Annotated in this window: 13 protein-coding genes; 7 read left to right on the top strand and 6 right to left on the bottom strand. The window is 60.6% G+C overall.

The window, feature by feature from the left end; translation table 11 throughout:
• The first annotated feature begins 1 nt into the window (after window position 1).
• Complete coding sequence (locus tag B0E33_RS17570; RefSeq protein ID WP_077291909.1) at window positions 2-1,543, top strand: tripartite tricarboxylate transporter permease; 1,542 nt, start codon at window positions 2-4, stop codon at window positions 1,541-1,543.
• A gap of 172 nt (window positions 1,544-1,715) precedes the next feature.
• Here B0E33_RS17570 and B0E33_RS17565 read toward each other — a convergent pair whose 3' ends face one another.
• Entirely contained in the window at window positions 1,716-3,290 is a 1,575-nt protein-coding gene (locus tag B0E33_RS17565; protein WP_077291908.1) for an ABC transporter substrate-binding protein, read from the bottom strand.
• A 189-nt stretch (window positions 3,291-3,479) separates the two neighbouring features.
• Window positions 3,480-4,235: a class II aldolase and adducin N-terminal domain-containing protein gene (locus tag B0E33_RS17560; protein WP_077291907.1), complete on the bottom strand. Its 756-nt coding sequence runs from the start codon at window positions 4,233-4,235 to the stop codon at window positions 3,480-3,482.
• A gap of 130 nt (window positions 4,236-4,365) precedes the next feature.
• Here B0E33_RS17560 and B0E33_RS17555 point away from each other — a divergent pair, with 130 nt between their 5' ends.
• Window positions 4,366-5,244: a LysR family transcriptional regulator gene (locus tag B0E33_RS17555; protein WP_077291906.1), complete on the top strand. Its 879-nt coding sequence runs from the start codon at window positions 4,366-4,368 to the stop codon at window positions 5,242-5,244.
• A 438-nt stretch (window positions 5,245-5,682) separates the two neighbouring features.
• A complete protein-coding gene (locus tag B0E33_RS17550) occupies window positions 5,683-6,645 on the top strand; it encodes a hypothetical protein (protein ID WP_055656214.1) in 963 nt (320 codons plus the stop codon).
• 143 nt (window positions 6,646-6,788) lie between these two features.
• Here B0E33_RS17550 and B0E33_RS17545 read toward each other — a convergent pair whose 3' ends face one another.
• From B0E33_RS17545 to B0E33_RS17530, 4 genes are all read right to left on the bottom strand, one after another.
• Window positions 6,789-7,151: a Tsi3 family protein gene (locus B0E33_RS17545; RefSeq protein ID WP_156912425.1), complete on the bottom strand. Its 363-nt coding sequence runs from the start codon at window positions 7,149-7,151 to the stop codon at window positions 6,789-6,791.
• A gap of 77 nt (window positions 7,152-7,228) precedes the next feature.
• On the bottom strand, window positions 7,229-8,500 hold the full coding sequence (locus B0E33_RS17540; protein WP_077291904.1) for a hypothetical protein: 1,272 nt from the start codon (window positions 8,498-8,500) through the stop codon (window positions 7,229-7,231).
• A 222-nt stretch (window positions 8,501-8,722) separates the two neighbouring features.
• Complete coding sequence (gene hutC / locus B0E33_RS17535; RefSeq protein ID WP_023003131.1) at window positions 8,723-9,424, bottom strand: histidine utilization transcriptional repressor HutC; 702 nt, start codon at window positions 9,422-9,424, stop codon at window positions 8,723-8,725.
• Window positions 9,425-9,449: 25 nt separating this feature from the next.
• Window positions 9,450-10,829: a formimidoylglutamate deiminase gene (locus B0E33_RS17530; RefSeq protein ID WP_077291903.1), complete on the bottom strand. Its 1,380-nt coding sequence runs from the start codon at window positions 10,827-10,829 to the stop codon at window positions 9,450-9,452.
• Window positions 10,830-10,903: 74 nt separating this feature from the next.
• Between B0E33_RS17530 and hutI the strand changes: the two genes are divergently transcribed.
• Genes hutI through hutU form a run of 4 tightly spaced genes read left to right on the top strand, consistent with a single transcriptional unit; the run spans window position 10,904 to window position 16,157 of the window.
• Window positions 10,904-12,115, top strand: coding sequence for an imidazolonepropionase (gene hutI / locus B0E33_RS17525; RefSeq protein WP_077291902.1), 1,212 nt, complete (start codon window positions 10,904-10,906; stop codon window positions 12,113-12,115).
• Window positions 12,112-13,668, top strand: a complete 1,557-nt coding sequence (hutH, locus tag B0E33_RS17520) for a histidine ammonia-lyase (RefSeq protein WP_077291901.1) — start codon at window positions 12,112-12,114, stop codon at window positions 13,666-13,668. Before hutI ends, hutH begins: the two co-directional genes overlap by 4 nt.
• A complete protein-coding gene (hutG, locus tag B0E33_RS17515; RefSeq protein ID WP_055656223.1) occupies window positions 13,655-14,482 on the top strand; it encodes an N-formylglutamate deformylase in 828 nt (275 codons plus the stop codon). The genes hutH and hutG overlap by 14 nt, the downstream gene beginning before the upstream one ends.
• Window positions 14,475-16,157: a urocanate hydratase gene (hutU, locus tag B0E33_RS17510; protein ID WP_077291900.1), complete on the top strand. Its 1,683-nt coding sequence runs from the start codon at window positions 14,475-14,477 to the stop codon at window positions 16,155-16,157. The genes hutG and hutU overlap by 8 nt, the downstream gene beginning before the upstream one ends.
• Window positions 16,158-16,273: the final 116 nt, after the last annotated feature.

Here is a 16,273-nt window from a genome sequence, read left to right as displayed (position 1 = left end):
CATGGAAACTCTCTCTTCACTGGCCGACGGCTTCGTCATCGCGCTGACCTGGCAGAACCTGCTGCTGGCCCTGCTCGGCTGCTTTCTCGGCACCATCATGGGCGCCCTGCCGGGCCTCGGCCCGTCCAATGGCGTCGCTATCCTCATCCCGCTTGCCTTCACGCTCGGTCTTGGCGCTACGCCGTCATTGATCCTGCTGACGTCGGTCTATTACGGCGCCATGTACGGCGGGCGTATCTCGTCGATCCTCTTGAACATTCCCGGTGACGAACCGGCGATGATGACCTGTCTCGACGGTTACCCGATGGCCCAGCAGGGCCGCGCAGGCGAGGCTCTCTCGCTGTCGGGCGTTGCCTCCTTCGTCGGTGCCTTCCTGGCCACCTGGGGCCTGATCCTGCTGGCACCGCAGCTGGTCAAGATCGCGCTTCTGTTCGGTCCGGCGGAATATTTCGCCCTGTTCACCCTGGCCTTCGCCACCCTAGGCGGCGTTGCCTCGACCAACCAGGCCAAGACCGCCTTCGCAGCCGCGCTCGGCATTGGCCTTGCCACCGTCGGCGTCGACACCCAGACAGGTGTGCCGCGCTTCACCTTCGGCGAAGTGCACCTCTACGACGGGATCGACTTTTTGGTTGCCATCGTCGGCCTGTTTGCTCTGTCCGAGGTCTTCCTGTTCCTGGAACACCGCCACGGCAATGCGGACGCCAACTCCAGCAAGGTTACCGTCGGCCGGCTGATGCCCAGCTTCTCGCTGCTGAAGTCCTGCACCCCGACCATGCTGCGCACCAGTCTGCTCGGCTTCATTGCCGGCGTTCTGCCTGGTGCCGGCGCGTCACTCGGCTCGTTCATCTCCTATACGTTCGAGAAGAAACTGGTCGACAAGGAAGGCACCTTCGGCAAGGGCGACCCGCGCGGTGTCGCCGCGCCTGAAGCCGGCAACAACGCCGCCGCGGGCGGTGCGCTGGTGCCGATGCTCGCGCTCGGCGTTCCCGGCTCCGGGACCACGGCCGTGCTGCTGGCGGTTCTGCTGGCGCTCAACATCACGCCGGGCCCGCTGCTGTTCACCCAGCAGCCGGATGTGGTCTGGGGTCTGATCGCGGCCCTGTTCATTGCCAACTTCATGCTGCTGGCCATGAACATCCCGATGATCGGTCTCTTCACCCGCGTCCTGTTGATCCCGCCGCGCATCCTCATGCCCATCGTGGCCATGGTCAGCTTCGTCGGCATCTACGGCATCTCCGGCTCCTCCTTCGACCTTCTGGTCATGGTCGGCTTCGGTGTGCTGGGCTGGGTGCTGCGCAAGCTGGACGTGCCGCTGGTCCCGATCATCCTTGGCACGCTGCTCGGCAACGCCATGGAAAACAACCTGCGCCGCGCGATCACCATCAGCAACGGCGACTGGTTCACCCTGATCGACAGCCCGCTGTCGCTGACCCTGTGGAGCATGGCCATCATCGGCTTCGTCCTGCCGATCATCTTCGGCAAGGTCCTGAAAGCCCGCATGCGTCACATGAAGAAGGACGAAGAGGGCTCGGTCATCGACTGATCGCTGCCAACACCGCAAGAAACGAAAACGCCCTCTCCTTCCGGATGAGGGCGTTTTTATTTGCGGACGTCTCACCGCCGCCATTCCCGATGGTCCGAAGCGAAGCTGCCACCCAGCGGGAAACCAGGTGCAAGGTGCCAGTCAAAAATGCTTCAGATTTGAGAAGACGAACTCAGCTAAACCACCAGCGCTCCGTAGCGCGCAGACCGTCGAGCGGCCAGTTTGCGGCGACTTTTTCCGGATGACTGACCTTGTCGCTGAGTGCCATCACATAGCTTGCGAACATGGGGATGATGGTGCCGCCATCGGTCCTGACGATGTTCTGCATCTCGCGATACATATCCGCGCGCTTTGCTTCGTCGAGTTCGGAGCGCGCTTCGCTCAGAAGCCGGTTGAAGCGCTCGTTGTCCCAATAGGTGTCGTTCCACGGCGCCCCGGCAGCGTAGGCGAGCGTGAAGGTCGCGTCCTCGGTCGGTCGTCCGGTCCAGTAGACCGCGCAGAACGGCTTCTTCATCCAGACATCGGACCAGTAACCGTCATTGGGCTCGCGCACCGGCTGAATGTTGATACCGGCCGCCTCTGCCTTGCTTGAATAGAGCACTGCTGCATCGACAGCGCCGCCAAAAGCAGCGTCGGAGGCGGAGAGTTGCAGATCCAGCGAGCTGAGGCCCGCCTGTTTCAGATAATATTTCGCCTTGTCCGGATCATAACTGGTCTGCTCAAGATCGGCTGCGTAAAAGCGGTTGGCCGGGCTGATCGGGTGGTCGTTGCCAACCGAGCCATAGCCAAAGAGGATCTTGTCGACGAGTTCCTGCCGGTCGATGGCGTATTTCAAGGCCATGCGGACATTGTTGTCGTTGAAGGGCGCTGCCCGTGTGTCCATGGCGAACGTATAGTGCTGACCGCCGGTCGCCGAGACGATCTGGACACCCGGAGCGCGCTGGAACAGATGCACCGTTTTCAGATCCACCTGGTCCACGACGTCGACATTTCCGGTCATCAGTGCAGCCTGCCGCGCTGCCGGATCAACAATGGCCATCAGGACAACCGCATCGAAATGGGCACGGTCCGATTTCCAGTAATTCGGATTGCGCGTGAGCTCGGCGATGTAGCCGGGTTTGAAGTTGGTGACTTTGTACGGACCGCACCCATCACCGCTGGTGGGATCGATCTTGCCATCCGATGACTTCAGGATCGGCATATGGTAGTCGCTCACCACATAAGGGAAATCGGCGTTGCCTGCATCCAGCGTGAAAACGACGGTATCGCCGTCGCTGGCAATGTCGGTAACCGGTGCAAGGAAGGGCTTGGCAGCCGAACTGCTGTCCGCGCCGCGGTGATAGTTGATCGAGGCAACGACATCATCGGGTGTCACGGTACCGCCGCTGTGGAACTCGACACCGCTGCGGATCTTGAACGTCCAGACCTTTGCATCGGGAGATGAAGTCCAGCTTTCAGCCACTTCCCCGACGAGAGATCCGTCCGAGGCGATCTCCACCAGGTAGCCGTTGCGGGCAAAGGCGAAGACCTGCGAATAGGTGTTGTCCCAAACTGCCGGATCGTACGTGTCGTTGGTATTGCCCGAGGCAATCCCGAAGCGGATCGTTCCGCCTTTTTTGGGCTGGGCAACGGCCGGCCCGATACCAAGAGACGATACGAGAGCCGTGGCGCCGAGCGCAGCAGTTCCCCCGAGAACGCTTCGCCGCGAGACTGCCAGTCGGTTTTGCGGCGTAAAGGCCTCTCCCATTCCATGGTTCTCCTTGATGAGCGTGATAGGTTTCAGTTCAACTTGTTTGCCGGTACGGACGGCCAGTCGCGAAAACCGGAAATTCGGCAAATTCCGCCCGCCCGGCCCGGCGGTGTCACCATCGGGCCTTGCATGATTTTGTTTCGAGTGTCCGCTGCCTTGCGTCCGCAGCCTGGGCCGTGCCGGTGCCTAGCTGGCGTAGTTCGAGCCTTCGTCGTCCAGAATGGCTTTCAATTCGGCGAAGTGGTCGTGCCCAAGGCCGGGATAATTTTCAATTTCCTGCGCGGTCTTCTCGGCAATCTCAGGGCTGAGAATGCGCAGTGGTTTTCCGGTCTGCAGTGCCCGGATGTAGGTCTCTGCAGCACGTTCGAAATGATAAAGGCGGTCAAAGGCTTCCGCGACAGTGCTGGCGACGACCAGAACGCCGTGATTGCCCATGATCAGCACCTTGATCTTCGGGTCGCGAAGCAACGTCGCGCAGCGTTCGCCTTCTTCCTCGAAAGCAAGCCCGCCATAGTTCTCGTCAATTGCGAAGCGGCCATAAAAAGTCGCGGTGTTCTGGTCGATCGGCGGCAGAGTGCTGTCGGCAAGGCAGGCCAGAACCGTGGCATGGACCGAATGCACATGCATGACGCAGCGCGCATGTGGGCATTGCCGGTGGATGGCGCCATGCAATCCCCAGGCAGTCGGGTCCGGAGCGTTTGGGTGTTCCAGCGTTTGCGGGTCATTTGCATCAAGCAAAATCAGGTCGGATGCCCTGATCCGGCTGAAATGCCGCTGGCGGGGGTTTACCAGAAAAGCCGTGCCTTCGTCATTGACGGCGAGGCTGAAATGATTTGCGACAGCTTCGTGCATTCCAAGACGCTCGGTCCAGCGGAATGCTGCCGCCAGGTCGATCCGCTCCGCCCAGTGAGTGATGTTCGAATGTTCTGCAACACGCAGCATGCACTGTCTCCCTCGCTTTCTCTTCGACGCTAGGGAGCGCTTCCAACATTGACAAACAATATATTCGATGGCGTTGCATTAATAAAATTAATACACATTATGTCAGTTGATGAATGAGTGAGGTGCACGCATGAAGACGGTTGGATTGCCTCCGCTGGCCTGGTTGCGGGCATTCGAGGCAACTGCGCGCCATCTCAGCTTCACCCGTGCCTCGCAGGAATTGAACCTGACCCAGTCCGCGGTCAGCCAGCATGTACGCAGCCTCGAGACCTTGCTCGGCTGCAGTCTTTTTGTGCGCAAGACGCGTGCCCTGGAACTGACGCTCGAAGGGGAAACCTATCTGCCGAGCCTGCGTGAAGCCTTCGACCTGATCACAAGGAGCACGCAGCTTGTCACCGGCAGTGACCTGGGGCGCAACCTGACGCTTCAGTGCAATCTGGCCTTTTCCGTCTATTGGCTGGCCCCGCGCCTTCGCCGGCTTTACGAAGAATTTCCCTGGCTGACGCTCAATATCGTGACATCGATCTGGGACACCGAAAAGCGCGCGGCCGATGCCTCTCTGGAAATCCGCTTCGCCCGTCCGGAGGACATGCCGACCGCCGCCATTCGGCTTGCCGAGGAAAAATGCTATCCGGTATGCTCACCCGGCCTGCCTGAAGAAGAGCGCTCACTGGAGAGCGGCAGGCTGTTCGACTGCGCGGGCATCACCGGCTCCTGGTCCGGTTGGATGAACTCGCAAGGCAGGTCCTTTGCAAGGGAAGCCGAAGTCAATCTGGCGTCGACCTATGTGATCGCGATTTCGGCAGCCTTGAACGGTGCGGGCCTCGTCCTCGCACATGACACGCTCGTCGGTGACCTCCTCCAAAGCGGTGACCTTGTTCGTCCCTTTGAACATCAGGCGCCCCTGAGTGAAGCCTACTTCGTCCGGACCCCGCCACCTTACGCGGAAACACCTGCCTCCAAGGTGTTTTTGGACTGGATCCAGAAAGAGCGGGCTTCTACGCGCTGATCTGCAATCCTGCCTGCCAGAGCAAGCAATGACGCGTGCACAAGAGCGCAATAGTCTGAGTTTTTGAATACGGCAAAGCGCCCAAGGCAATAGGTTATCCAGGGCCCGGATCTTACCGCGCAGCCACGCCGTGACCCACCCGGAATACCGGTGGAGGGGGCATCATACCCTCCCCCTGAGCCCTCAAAAAATGGCCAAAACCTTACCCCAAAACTCAAAACCGCCGCCTTCAAGTCAAGTGACATGCCGCACAAGTGCGACCTGCAGGACGCGTGATATCCAGCCTCTCAACGAGAACTCAAGTGATACCGAAAAAGAGGTGTAAATCTGATGCACGTTCAAATCAGAAAACCAAAGAACCCCATCCCCAGGAACTACTTTCCCCACAACCGTGTGGAACAAAAGCGCGACGGTGTCTGGGTGAGGTGCGGGGTCGTTATGCCTGTCGGCGCCGGCGACAGCTGGGAGACGATCGGCAAGTTCTGCGACGGCATCCCTGCCGAAGAAGTGGCCTATGCCAACTTCGAGACCTATGACCCCGCCGAGATCAACTGGTACCTGAGAGAATACGTCGGCTGCCACAAGCCTGGTCCTCGCGGCTTCAACTTCATGTTCGATGGCGCAAAGCCTGGACTTATCCTGGCTCCGTTCCGGGATGCGCTGATCGGCGATGTGGTGGAACGCGCGCACAGGCAGGAGGAGCGCCGTCAGCGCCGCACCATCCTCGACCGACGATGGGACAACCGCAATATCGACATTCCGGAGGGTGAAAAACTCGTCGTCCAGGCACGCGAAATGATTTACCGCCGCGTCCAGAACCACGTCCCGAACTCGCAGGATTTCGATCTGCAAAAGGAATTGACGGGATTTCTCGTGGGCGAGGCGATTGACGGTGGCGGCGGGCTCCTCACGCCGCACAAGGCGCTCTTGAAGACCTTGCTCAAGCCCCTCAAGGAACTCCATCCGGAAAACGAGCGGGTTCGTAAGCTGCGCAAGAAGTATTATGAAGGGTTCGCAAACGGCGTAGCGGCGGCGCTCTTTCCAGGGCACGACTACGCGCTTCACGACAAGGTCCCGGGAGAGAGGTTCTTCTACAATGCCGGTCTCGAACATGGTCGCCAGATGAGCGGTCTGCAGCGTTACCAGTTCGTGATGGGCCTGATGGAACGCGCACGCCGTTATGGTCTGCGGGGAGGCAACCCGATCTATCAGCAGAAAGCCAACTTCTCGAAGGGTTTTGGCGGACGCGCCGTTGCATTCTATCTCGCACGGGAATTGTCTTCCAGCCGTTTGCTGGAACGCAATATCCACGAGACACCGCTCAAGGAAGACATTGTGGATGCAGTAAAGGACACCCTCACGGACAAAGCCAAGGAAGCTGTCGGTATCCCGTCCTTCTAAGACGGGCTACTGCTGGCCTTAGGCGACTGCTCAGGACGTGCAGAAGGCGGCACCGATCAAAAAGCGAACACAGAAATATTCATCTTGTGCGTGTTGAGGGGTGCGCAGAGCCCCTCCCTCACTTCCTACGGAGACCCTGTCGGTTACTTCTCGGCCGCCAGGCTTTCCCAAACCTGCCACGCCTCGTCGAACGCCGGTGTTCCGCCTTCCGACTGGATATAGGCGCGGACATAGGCCTGACGGTCTGCAATATGTTTGGGAATGGTGAGGGTATATTCCGGGCCGCCCATGCCGCCTTCGACTGTCGTCAAGGTGTGCGGGGCGGGATCGGCCCCTTCGGTGTCGACCCCGCCGGCGACCGGCTGCGGCGCGGTGGTCCAAATGGCGATTTCATCGACCTCGCGCAGAGCCTGTTCCGGCAAAAGCAGAATGTGATCGGCACCTGTTTCGACCTTGCGTCCTTCGGGTACGCCAAACTGCAGGCCGTCGACAACTTCAGTCTTCATCTCAATCACTCTTTGCTGCTCGGCATTGCAGGACGCCAAAATAAACGGAACCAGAAAGGGAAATATTTTCAGCCACTTCACCATGATATCTTGGCGCCTGACATGTCGGAATGAGCTTCACCGACAAAGCTTCCCCAACCGGTCACCCTGTCGTCCCACGGCCGTGAGGTGTATTCGGACCCAAGCGCCGCAACGTTGTCCGCAGGCCAGTTCCTGGCATGCTGCGCATAGGCGGCAAAATTGATGCCGGGAAACGCAGCGGCGGTTCTTGGCAAGTCCGTTTTTGTCTTTTTGCCGACGAGATTGGCAACATACCTGATGTATTTCGCAACAGCGAAGATATTGAACTCGTCGCACGTCAGAAGCGTCGCGATCTGCGCGCCGTCGAGACCTTGCCTCCGTTTGTGTTCAAGCAACCCGGAGAACAGATCCGTACGCGCGACAGTGTCGTCACGCACCTGACCAAGGCCTACAGAGGTTGTGCGCCTTGAGACCGAATGCGTCGCCGCGGTGTAGTCCAGCATGTCTTCGTTTTGAGATTGATCACGCTGTTCCGCCAAGACGATCGCTCCAATGACTTCCGGCGTCAGATTATAGGTTTTTGCAGCAGCGTTCATCACGGCTCCCCGAGACGGGCGACCGTTCAGGTAAATCGGCTCAAACAATGTGGAGATCGGCAAACTCGTAATGCGCGCGGCCTGCCGAAGACGTTCACTGGCGGAACTGGGAACAGTCAGACCATTCCAGAGCGGATTGGAGTAGCTGCGCGACACGGGACCGGATGCGCCAGGATCACCTTGCGGATTTGTCTTCTGCTCATAAAGGATGCGTGCCTGGTCAAACGCAGAAACGCGGTGATTGAAGATGTCACGTCCCGTTGCACCGCTGCCTGAGAAAGACGCAGATGCGCTTGAGGGAATAGTCGCACTGGTGATGGGTTTCTTGGTGCTGATCGAAAGCAAGCCGTACTTGCGCATGCTGTCGGCAAGATCGTTTGCAAGCCCGAACACCTTTGCCGGATTGCCAAATTGCGCGTTGAGGATTGCTGCATCCCGGTCGAAAAAGAAGAAACCAGCCAGGTTGTTTTCGATACTGGAAACTGAGACGGGCCCGGCTTTCGCTGCCATCAGCATTACCGCGTCGTAAAGCGAAGGAGCACTTTGCTGATTGAAGTACCTTGTAAAAAAATCTCTCAGAACTTTCCCAGATTGCAATTGCGTGATTGTTGCATCGAACCTCGTGTCACGTTCAAGAAGTTCCAGAGCTTTTGCCCGCTCCCCGTCGGTAACCCATCGGAAGACATCTCCCAGTTCCAGGAGTTTGATGACCTCATCGCCAACAACAGTCATGATTTTCTTCAACCCCTCTATTGCTCGGGCTGGTCAGGACAGAAATTGTTTTCCAATCCGAAAATTAAAATAAATCAACTAGTTAACAAACTTTCAGAATCCAACCCTAATTGATTGCCGACCCAGTTACAACTCTAAGGGGCGCAATCGCAATGAGCGGAGCCATACCCGGCCGGTATTTGAACAACCTTGCTGGAGACGTCGGAAAACGCCCCTCCCCGTTCAGATCTCCGTCCGCATCCGGTAGCCCGGGGCGAAGATCAGGCGGACATGGGTGATCGGCAGGGGGCCGGTCCAGGTGATGCGTTCCATCGCAAAGAGGGCTGCGCCCGTGGAGGCATCCAGTTTGCGCGACAGGGTCTTGTCGGCATTGACGGCGAAGAAGGAAATGTCGCCGTGGCTGTAGGGCGCGTTGTGCACCAGCCACTCGTTGGCGCTGACGTCCTCGAACGTCATGTCACGCGCAGCAGGAGCTGCTTCCAGGTTGATGTAGCGTTCTTCGAAGGCATAAGGCCGGTCGTCTGCAAAGTGCAGCGTCTTTAAAAACAGGACATCCGCGCCGAGCGTCACCTGGAACGCGCCGTGCAACATGGGCGGCAGGGGCCGGAGATCCTTTTCCAGAAGGCTGTGCCGGTAGGTGCGGCCAAGCGCTTCGACTTCTTCACGCAGGATCGGAATGGTGAGCGTCGCGCGCTGAGGCGGGTTGAGCGCAACACGCGTTCCCGCCCGGCGCTTGCGCACCACAAGCCCGCTTTCGGCCAAGTCCCGGAGAGCACGGTTGACGGTGGTGCGGGCGCAGCCGAACTCTTCCGCAAGATCGGCCTCATGGGGGATCTGCTCCCCCGGCTGCCAGATCCGGTCATGGATCCGCCGAAGGAGTTCTTCGCGAATGCCCGTCCAGGAATTTGTGTCCGCAAGCGCCAAGTCGTCTACCCGTTCAAGTCGTTCTTCAAAGTCTGGCGCGCAACGAGGCCATGGTGGCCCGGTATTTCGCGCGGATGGCGTTGCCTTTTACATGGTTTCCGCCGGAAACAACATGCCGGCCGGCGGACCAGACCTCAGCGACCATCCGGTCGTCACCGGCAAAGATCCAGGCATCAAGAATTTCGTCGCCTTCCCGGCCTTCCAGGTCGATGGCGGTGCCATCCAGTGCGACGAGATCGGCGAGCGATCCTTCCAATATCCTGCCCGCCGCACGCCCCGCCGCCTGCGCGCCACCGGCCACGACGCTGTCGAAGAGGACCCGACCGGTGGACTTTTCCTTCGTTGCAACAGAAGCCCGGCAGGTATCCCGCAGGCGCTGGGAATATTCCAGCGTGCGCAGCTCTTCGGAGAGCGCGATGCGGATGTTGGAATCCGAGCCGACGCCGAAGCGGCCGCCCGCGGCCAGGTAGTCGACGCCGTCGAAGATCCCGTCGCCGAGGCTGGATTCGGTGATCGGACAAAGCCCCGCGACGGCCCCGGTCGCAGCAAGACCGGCGGTCTCCTGCGAGGTCATCTGCGTGCAGTGGATCAGGCACCAGTTTTCTGAAACCGCGTGGTTGGCAAGCAGCCATTCCACGGGGCGCTGCCCCGTGGCCGCCAGAACCTCTTCCACTTCCGGGATCTGCTCGGCAAGATGCATGTGCAGCGGGTTGCCGCCGGCAAGGGCAACGGCCTTCTTCAGACTGTCGGCATCCACCGCCCTAAGTGAATGCGGGGCAACGCCGATAACCGCATCATCCGGCAGGGACTTGAGCGCCTCAGACGCAAGCTCGTGAAGTTTCTGGAAACGGTCGAAGTCGTTGCCAAAGCGGATCTGTCCGGCAGCCAATGGGCGTCCGTCGCAGCCGCCGAACTGGTAATGAACCGGCAGATGCGTAAGGCCGATGCCGGTATCTGAAGCGGCCGCCATGATGCGGTCCGACATTTCCGCCAGGTTGGCGTAGGGCGCACCGCCCGGCTGATGATGCAGATAGTGGAACTCGCCAACGGCGGCATAACCCGCCTCCAGCATTTCCATCTGCACGAAGGCGGCAATCGCCTCCACATCTTCCGGCGTCAGGGCGTCCAGAAAGCGGAACATGATCTGGCGCCAGGTCCAGAAACTGTCGCGGCTTTCGCTACCGCGCCGCTCGCTCATGCCCGCCATGGCCCGCTGGAAGGCGTGGCTGTGCAGGTTGACCGGGGCCGGCAGAAGAATGCCGACGCGTTCGCCGATTGGCTGCGTATCTCTTTCAACCGAGGCGATCCGGCCGTCCGGACCGATCGAGACAGCGACATTTTCCGCCCAGCCGTCGGCCAGAAGCGCCTTTTCCGCAAAAACCGTCGCGCCAGAAACTGTCGACATGTCGTCTTTTCCTCCGTTGACACGTTAATATGTGCATGCATATTATCTTATATCGCAATCTAATCAAGCCGGAGATGGACGTGCTGAAACGCCTCCTCACAAACGCCAAGCTGGCAACGCTCACCGCAAACGGAGAGCCGTACGGCCTGATTGAGGACGGTGCGCTGGTGATCGAAGGTGGCCGGATCGCCTGGATCGGCAAGGCCGCAGACCTGCCGTCTCATTATGCGTCGCTCAGCGCGGATGATATCGGCGGACGGCTGGTGACCCCGGGGCTGATCGACTGTCATACCCATGTTGTTTTCGGCGGCGACCGGGCGCGTGAATTCGAAATGCGCCTTCAAGGTGCAACGTACGAAGAAGTTGCCCGGGCCGGTGGCGGCATCGTTTCCACGGTCAAGGCAACGCGCGCAGCCAGCGAAAAGCAGCTGCTGGAAGCTGCCCTGCCGCGTGTCGATGCCCTGATCGCCGAGGGCGTCACCGCCATCGAGATCAAGTCCGGCTATGGCCTCGACCGGGAAACGGAGCTGCGCATGCTGCGCACCGCCCGCAAGATCGGCAAGCTGCGCCCGATCACCGTCAAGACCAGCTTCCTGGGCGCCCATGCCATTCCGGCCGAATACAAGGACAAGGCCGACCTCTATCTGGAAAAGGTCTGCCTGCCGACGCTGGAAGCGGCTCATGCCGAGGGACTGGTGGATGCCGTGGACGGTTTTTGCGAAGGCATCGCCTTTTCGCCGGAACAGATCGGCAAGGTGTTCGACAAGGCCAAGCACATCGGCCTGCCGGTGAAGCTGCATGCAGAGCAACTGTCCAACCTGAACGGCGCGGCCCTGGCCGCTTCCTATGGCGCCCTTTCCGCCGACCATCTGGAATACCTGGATGAAGCCGGCGTCAAGGCGATGGCCGAAAGCGGGTCTGTTGCCGTGCTTTTGCCGGGCGCTTTCTACACCTTGCGCGAAACGCAGTTCCCGCCGCTTGATCTTTTGCGCAAGCACAATGTGCCCGTCGCGCTGGCAACGGACTGCAATCCGGGTTCATCCCCCCTCGCCTCGTTGCTCCTGACCATGAACATGGGCTGCACCTTGTTCCGCATGACACCGGAAGAAGCGCTGGCCGGCGTCACCCGCGAAGCGGCGAAGGCGCTTGGTCTGGACGATCAGGGCACGCTGGCACCCGGCAAACGGGCGGACCTGGCTGTCTGGAACGTCAGCCACCCGGCGGAGCTTTCCTACCGGATCGGCTTCAATTCCCTCTTCAAACGCATTTTCGGAGGCTCTGAATGAGCGCCCTTACCCTGACACCGGGCTCCGTGACCCTGGCGGATCTGGAACGCATCTACCGGGAAGAGCTGCCAGTGCGCATCGACCGCGCGGCGGAAGCTGCGATCAACCTTGCGTCCGAACGAGTTGCCAAGGCGGCCCGGGGCAGCGAGGCCGTTTACGGCGTCAACACCGGCTTCGGCAAGCTGGCCAGCGTCAAGATCGCCCCGGAAGACACTGCAACCCTGCAGCGGAACCTGATCCTTTCCCATTGTTGCGGCGTCGGCGAACCGCTCGACAAGACCACCACACGCCTGATGATGGTGCTGAAGCTGCTCTCGCTTGGCCGCGGTGCCTCCGGTGTTCGCTTCGAAGTGATGAAACTGATCGAGGATTGCCTGGAAAGAAACGTCACGCCGATGGTTCCCTCGCAAGGGTCTGTCGGTGCATCCGGCGATCTTGCGCCGCTGGCCCATATGACGGCTGTCCTGATCGGTGAAGGTGAAGCTGATTTCGGCGGCACGCGCATGCCCGGTGGTGAAGCCCTTGCCAAGGCGGGCCTGACCCCGGTCGTGCTTGGCCCCAAGGAAGGCCTGGGGCTGATCAACGGCACGCAGTTTTCGACCGCCTGTGCGCTCACCGGCCTGATCGACGCCTGGCGTCTGGCTGAAGCGACCCTGATGACCGCCAGCCTTTCCACCGACGCCATCATGGGCTCGACCGCACCGCTCCTGCCGGAAATCCATGAGCTGCGCGGCCATCGCGGCCAGATCGAAGTGGCAAGGGCCATGCGCGCAATCATGGACGGCTCGGAAATCCGCGAAAGCCACCGCGAGGGCGACACCCGCGTGCAGGACCCTTACTGCATCCGCTGTCAGCCCCAGGTTGCCGGTGCCTGTGTCGATCTGCTCCGCATGGCGGCCCGCACGCTCGAGATCGAAGCCAATGCGGCAACCGACAATCCGCTGGTACTGATCGATGCCGACCGGATCGTTTCCGGTGGCAATTTCCATGCCGAACCGGTTGCCTTTGCTGCCGACCAGATTGCACTCGCCATTGCCGAACTCGGTGCGATTTCCCAGCGCCGTGTCGCGCTCATGGTCGACCCGACGCTTTCCTTCGACCTGCCGCCGTTCCTCGCCAAGGATCCGGGCCTGAACTCGGGCATGATGATCGCGGAAGTGACGACCGCCGCCCTGATGAGCGAGAACAAGCATCTCGCCAATCCGTGCTCGACGGATTCCACGCCGACCAGTGCCAACCAGGAAGACCATGTTTCCATGGCCGCCCACGGAGCTCGCCGTCTTGCCCGCATGAACGCCAACCTCAGCCAGATCTTGGGTGTGGAACTTCTGTGTGCCGCCGAAGGCATCGAGCACCGCGCCCCGCTGAAGACCAGCGCTTCGCTGCAAACGGTGATGGGCACTCTTCGCGGTGTCGTTCCCTCCCTGGAAAAGGACCGCTACATGGCACCGGACCTGGAAACGGCAGCCGGCCTGATCCGCAGCCGCAAGCTGGTCTCGGCGATTTCCGCCGGCCACATGATCACGCTGGGAGATGCCCATGCAGCCGGTTGACGTCTTCCGCGGTGATGGCCCGGTCGTTCTTGGCGTGCCTCATGCGGGCACATTCGTTCCGGACGATATCAAGGCAAGGTTCAACGACACCGGCCTGAAACTGGCCGACACCGACTGGCATGTGGACCGGCTTTATTCCGATCTCCTGCCCGGTGCGACCATGGTGAAGGCGAACTTCCATCGTTACGTGATCGACGCCAATCGCGATCCGGAAGGCGTCAGCCTTTATCCGGGCCAGAACACCACAACGCTCTGCCCGACCACCGATTTCGATGGACGCCCCATCTACCAATCCGGCATGGAACCGCAGACCGGTGAAATCGAGGCCCGGCGCCTTGCCTGGCATGCTCCCTATCACGCTGCCCTTCAGGCGGAAATGGAACGGGTCCGCGCCAAACATGGTGTCGCCATCCTCTACGATTGCCACTCGATCCGCTCTGTAGTGCCGTTCCTCTTCGAAGGCACGCTGCCCGATTTCAACACGGGCACCAACAACGGCACGACCTGCGCCAGCGCCATCGAGGCTGCCGTCGTCGCCTGCACCCAGGCAGCGGAAGGTTACACGTCGATCCTCAACGGCCGCTTCAAGGGTGGCTGGACGACACGGCATTACGGCCGACCGGCCGAAGGCTTTCACGCCATTCAGATGGAGCTCGCCCAGAAGACCCATCTTGCCACCGAAGACACGCCCTTTGCCTATGACGAGGCCAAGGCCGACCGGCTTCGGACCCATCTGAAAGACATCCTGAGCGCGCTGGAAAACCTCGCGCCATCCTTATTCCAGAACAACACCCAGGGAGCGAACAATGACTGATCGCCGCCACAACGCCCGCGACGTATTCCCGCCCACCGGCACCGAGCTCAACACCAAGTCCTGGCTGACCGAAGCCCCGCTGCGCATGCTGATGAACAACCTTCATCCGGATGTGGCTGAAAACCCGCATGAGCTGGTCGTCTACGGCGGCATCGGCCGCGCGGCACGCACCTGGGACGATTTCGACCGTATCGTCGCAAGCCTCAAGAGCCTTGAGGAAGACGAGACGCTGCTGGTGCAGTCCGGCAAGCCGGTCGGTGTCTTCAAGACTCACAAGGATGCTCCGCGCGTTCTGATCGCCAATTCCAACCTGGTGCCGAACTGGGCCAATTGGGACCACTTCCACGAGCTGGATAAGAAGGGCCTGGCCATGTACGGCCAGATGACCGCCGGTTCCTGGATCTACATCGGCACGCAGGGCATCGTGCAGGGCACCTACGAGACCTTCATGGAAGCCGGACGCCAGCACTACGAAGGCAACCTGAAGGGCCGCTGGATCCTGACCGGTGGTCTCGGCGGCATGGGCGGTGCCCAGCCGCTTGCAGCCGTCATGGCCGGAGCCTGCTGCCTTGCGGTGGAGTGTGACGAGAAGAGCGCCGACTTCCGCCTGCGCACCCGCTACGTCGACGAAAAGACCCACTCACTCGACGAGGCGCTGGCACTGATCGACCGCTGGACCAAGGCAGGCGAAGCCAAGTCCGTGGCGCTGATCGGCAACGCCGCCGATGTCTTCTCCGAACTGGTGAAGCGCGGCGTGAAGCCGGACATCGTCACCGACCAGACCTCCGCCCATGACCCGGTCAACGGTTACCTGCCGCAGGGCTGGACCGTCGCCGAATGGCGCGCCAAGGCCGAGACCGATCCGAAGGCGGTGGAAAAAGCAGCTCGCGCCTCCATGAAGGTGCATGTCGCTGCCATGGTCGATTTCTGGAACATGGGTGTACCGACACTCGATTACGGCAACAACATCCGCCAGGTTGCCATGGAAGAAGGCTTGGAAAACGCCTTTGCCTTCCCGGGTTTCGTGCCGGCCTATATCCGCCCGCTGTTCTGCCGCGGCATCGGCCCGTTCCGCTGGTGCGCGCTTTCCGGCGATCCGGAAGACATCTACAAGACCGACGCCAAGGTGAAGGAACTGATCCCGGACGACCAGCACCTGCACAACTGGCTGGACATGGCGCGCGAGCGCATTTCCTTCCAGGGCCTGCCGGCCCGCATCTGCTGGGTGGGCCTTGGGCAGCGCCACCGCCTCGGCCTTGCCTTCAACGAAATGGTCCGCAACGGCGAACTGAAAGCGCCGATCGTGATCGGCCGTGACCACCTCGACAGTGGTTCGGTTGCATCGCCCAACCGCGAGACCGAAGCCATGAAGGACGGCTCCGATGCCGTGTCCGACTGGCCGCTTCTGAATGCTCTGCTCAACACCGCTTCCGGCGCGACCTGGGTGTCGCTCCACCATGGCGGCGGCGTCGGCATGGGCTTTTCCCAGCACTCGGGTATGGTCATCTGCTGCGACGGCACGGAAGATGCCGATCGGCGAATCGGTCGGGTGCTCTGGAACGATCCGGCAACGGGCGTGATGCGTCACGCGGATGCCGGCTACGAGATCGCGCTGGACTGCGCGAAAGAACAGGGGCTTAACCTGCCGGCGATTCTGGGTCGTCCCGCGTCCTGATGGACGCAGAAAGATGACCCAGCAACTATAATGCAATCAACTTTCTGCTTTCATGGTCCAACATGAAAGCAGGTTGATATCGGGGAAACAATCAAGCACGGCGGGACACTCCGATC

This window comes from Roseibium algicola, assembly GCF_001999245.1.
GTDB lineage: Bacteria > Pseudomonadota > Alphaproteobacteria > Rhizobiales > Stappiaceae > Roseibium > Roseibium algicola.
Note: the sequence above shows the minus strand (reverse complement) of the source record. Positions and strands in the feature narration are given on the sequence as shown.

Excerpts from the sequence above, each read along its gene's own strand:
- B0E33_RS17570 (WP_077291909.1), top strand. The coding sequence starts at position 2 with ATGGAAACTCTCTCTTCACTGGCCGACGGCTTCGTCATCGCGCTGACC.
- B0E33_RS17565 (WP_077291908.1), bottom strand. The coding sequence starts at position 3,290 with ATGGGAGAGGCCTTTACGCCGCAAAACCGACTGGCAGTCTCGCGGCGA.
- B0E33_RS17560 (WP_077291907.1), bottom strand. The coding sequence starts at position 4,235 with ATGCTGCGTGTTGCAGAACATTCGAACATCACTCACTGGGCGGAGCGG.
- B0E33_RS17555 (WP_077291906.1), top strand. The coding sequence starts at position 4,366 with ATGAAGACGGTTGGATTGCCTCCGCTGGCCTGGTTGCGGGCATTCGAG.
- B0E33_RS17550 (WP_055656214.1), top strand. The coding sequence starts at position 5,683 with ATGCCTGTCGGCGCCGGCGACAGCTGGGAGACGATCGGCAAGTTCTGC.
- B0E33_RS17545 (WP_156912425.1), bottom strand. The coding sequence starts at position 7,151 with ATGAAGACTGAAGTTGTCGACGGCCTGCAGTTTGGCGTACCCGAAGGA.
- B0E33_RS17540 (WP_077291904.1), bottom strand. The coding sequence starts at position 8,500 with ATGACTGTTGTTGGCGATGAGGTCATCAAACTCCTGGAACTGGGAGAT.
- B0E33_RS17530 (WP_077291903.1), bottom strand. The coding sequence starts at position 10,829 with ATGTCGACAGTTTCTGGCGCGACGGTTTTTGCGGAAAAGGCGCTTCTG.
- hutI (WP_077291902.1), top strand. The coding sequence starts at position 10,904 with ATGGACGTGCTGAAACGCCTCCTCACAAACGCCAAGCTGGCAACGCTC.
- hutH (WP_077291901.1), top strand. The coding sequence starts at position 12,112 with ATGAGCGCCCTTACCCTGACACCGGGCTCCGTGACCCTGGCGGATCTG.
- hutG (WP_055656223.1), top strand. The coding sequence starts at position 13,655 with ATGCAGCCGGTTGACGTCTTCCGCGGTGATGGCCCGGTCGTTCTTGGC.
- hutU (WP_077291900.1), top strand. The coding sequence starts at position 14,475 with ATGACTGATCGCCGCCACAACGCCCGCGACGTATTCCCGCCCACCGGC.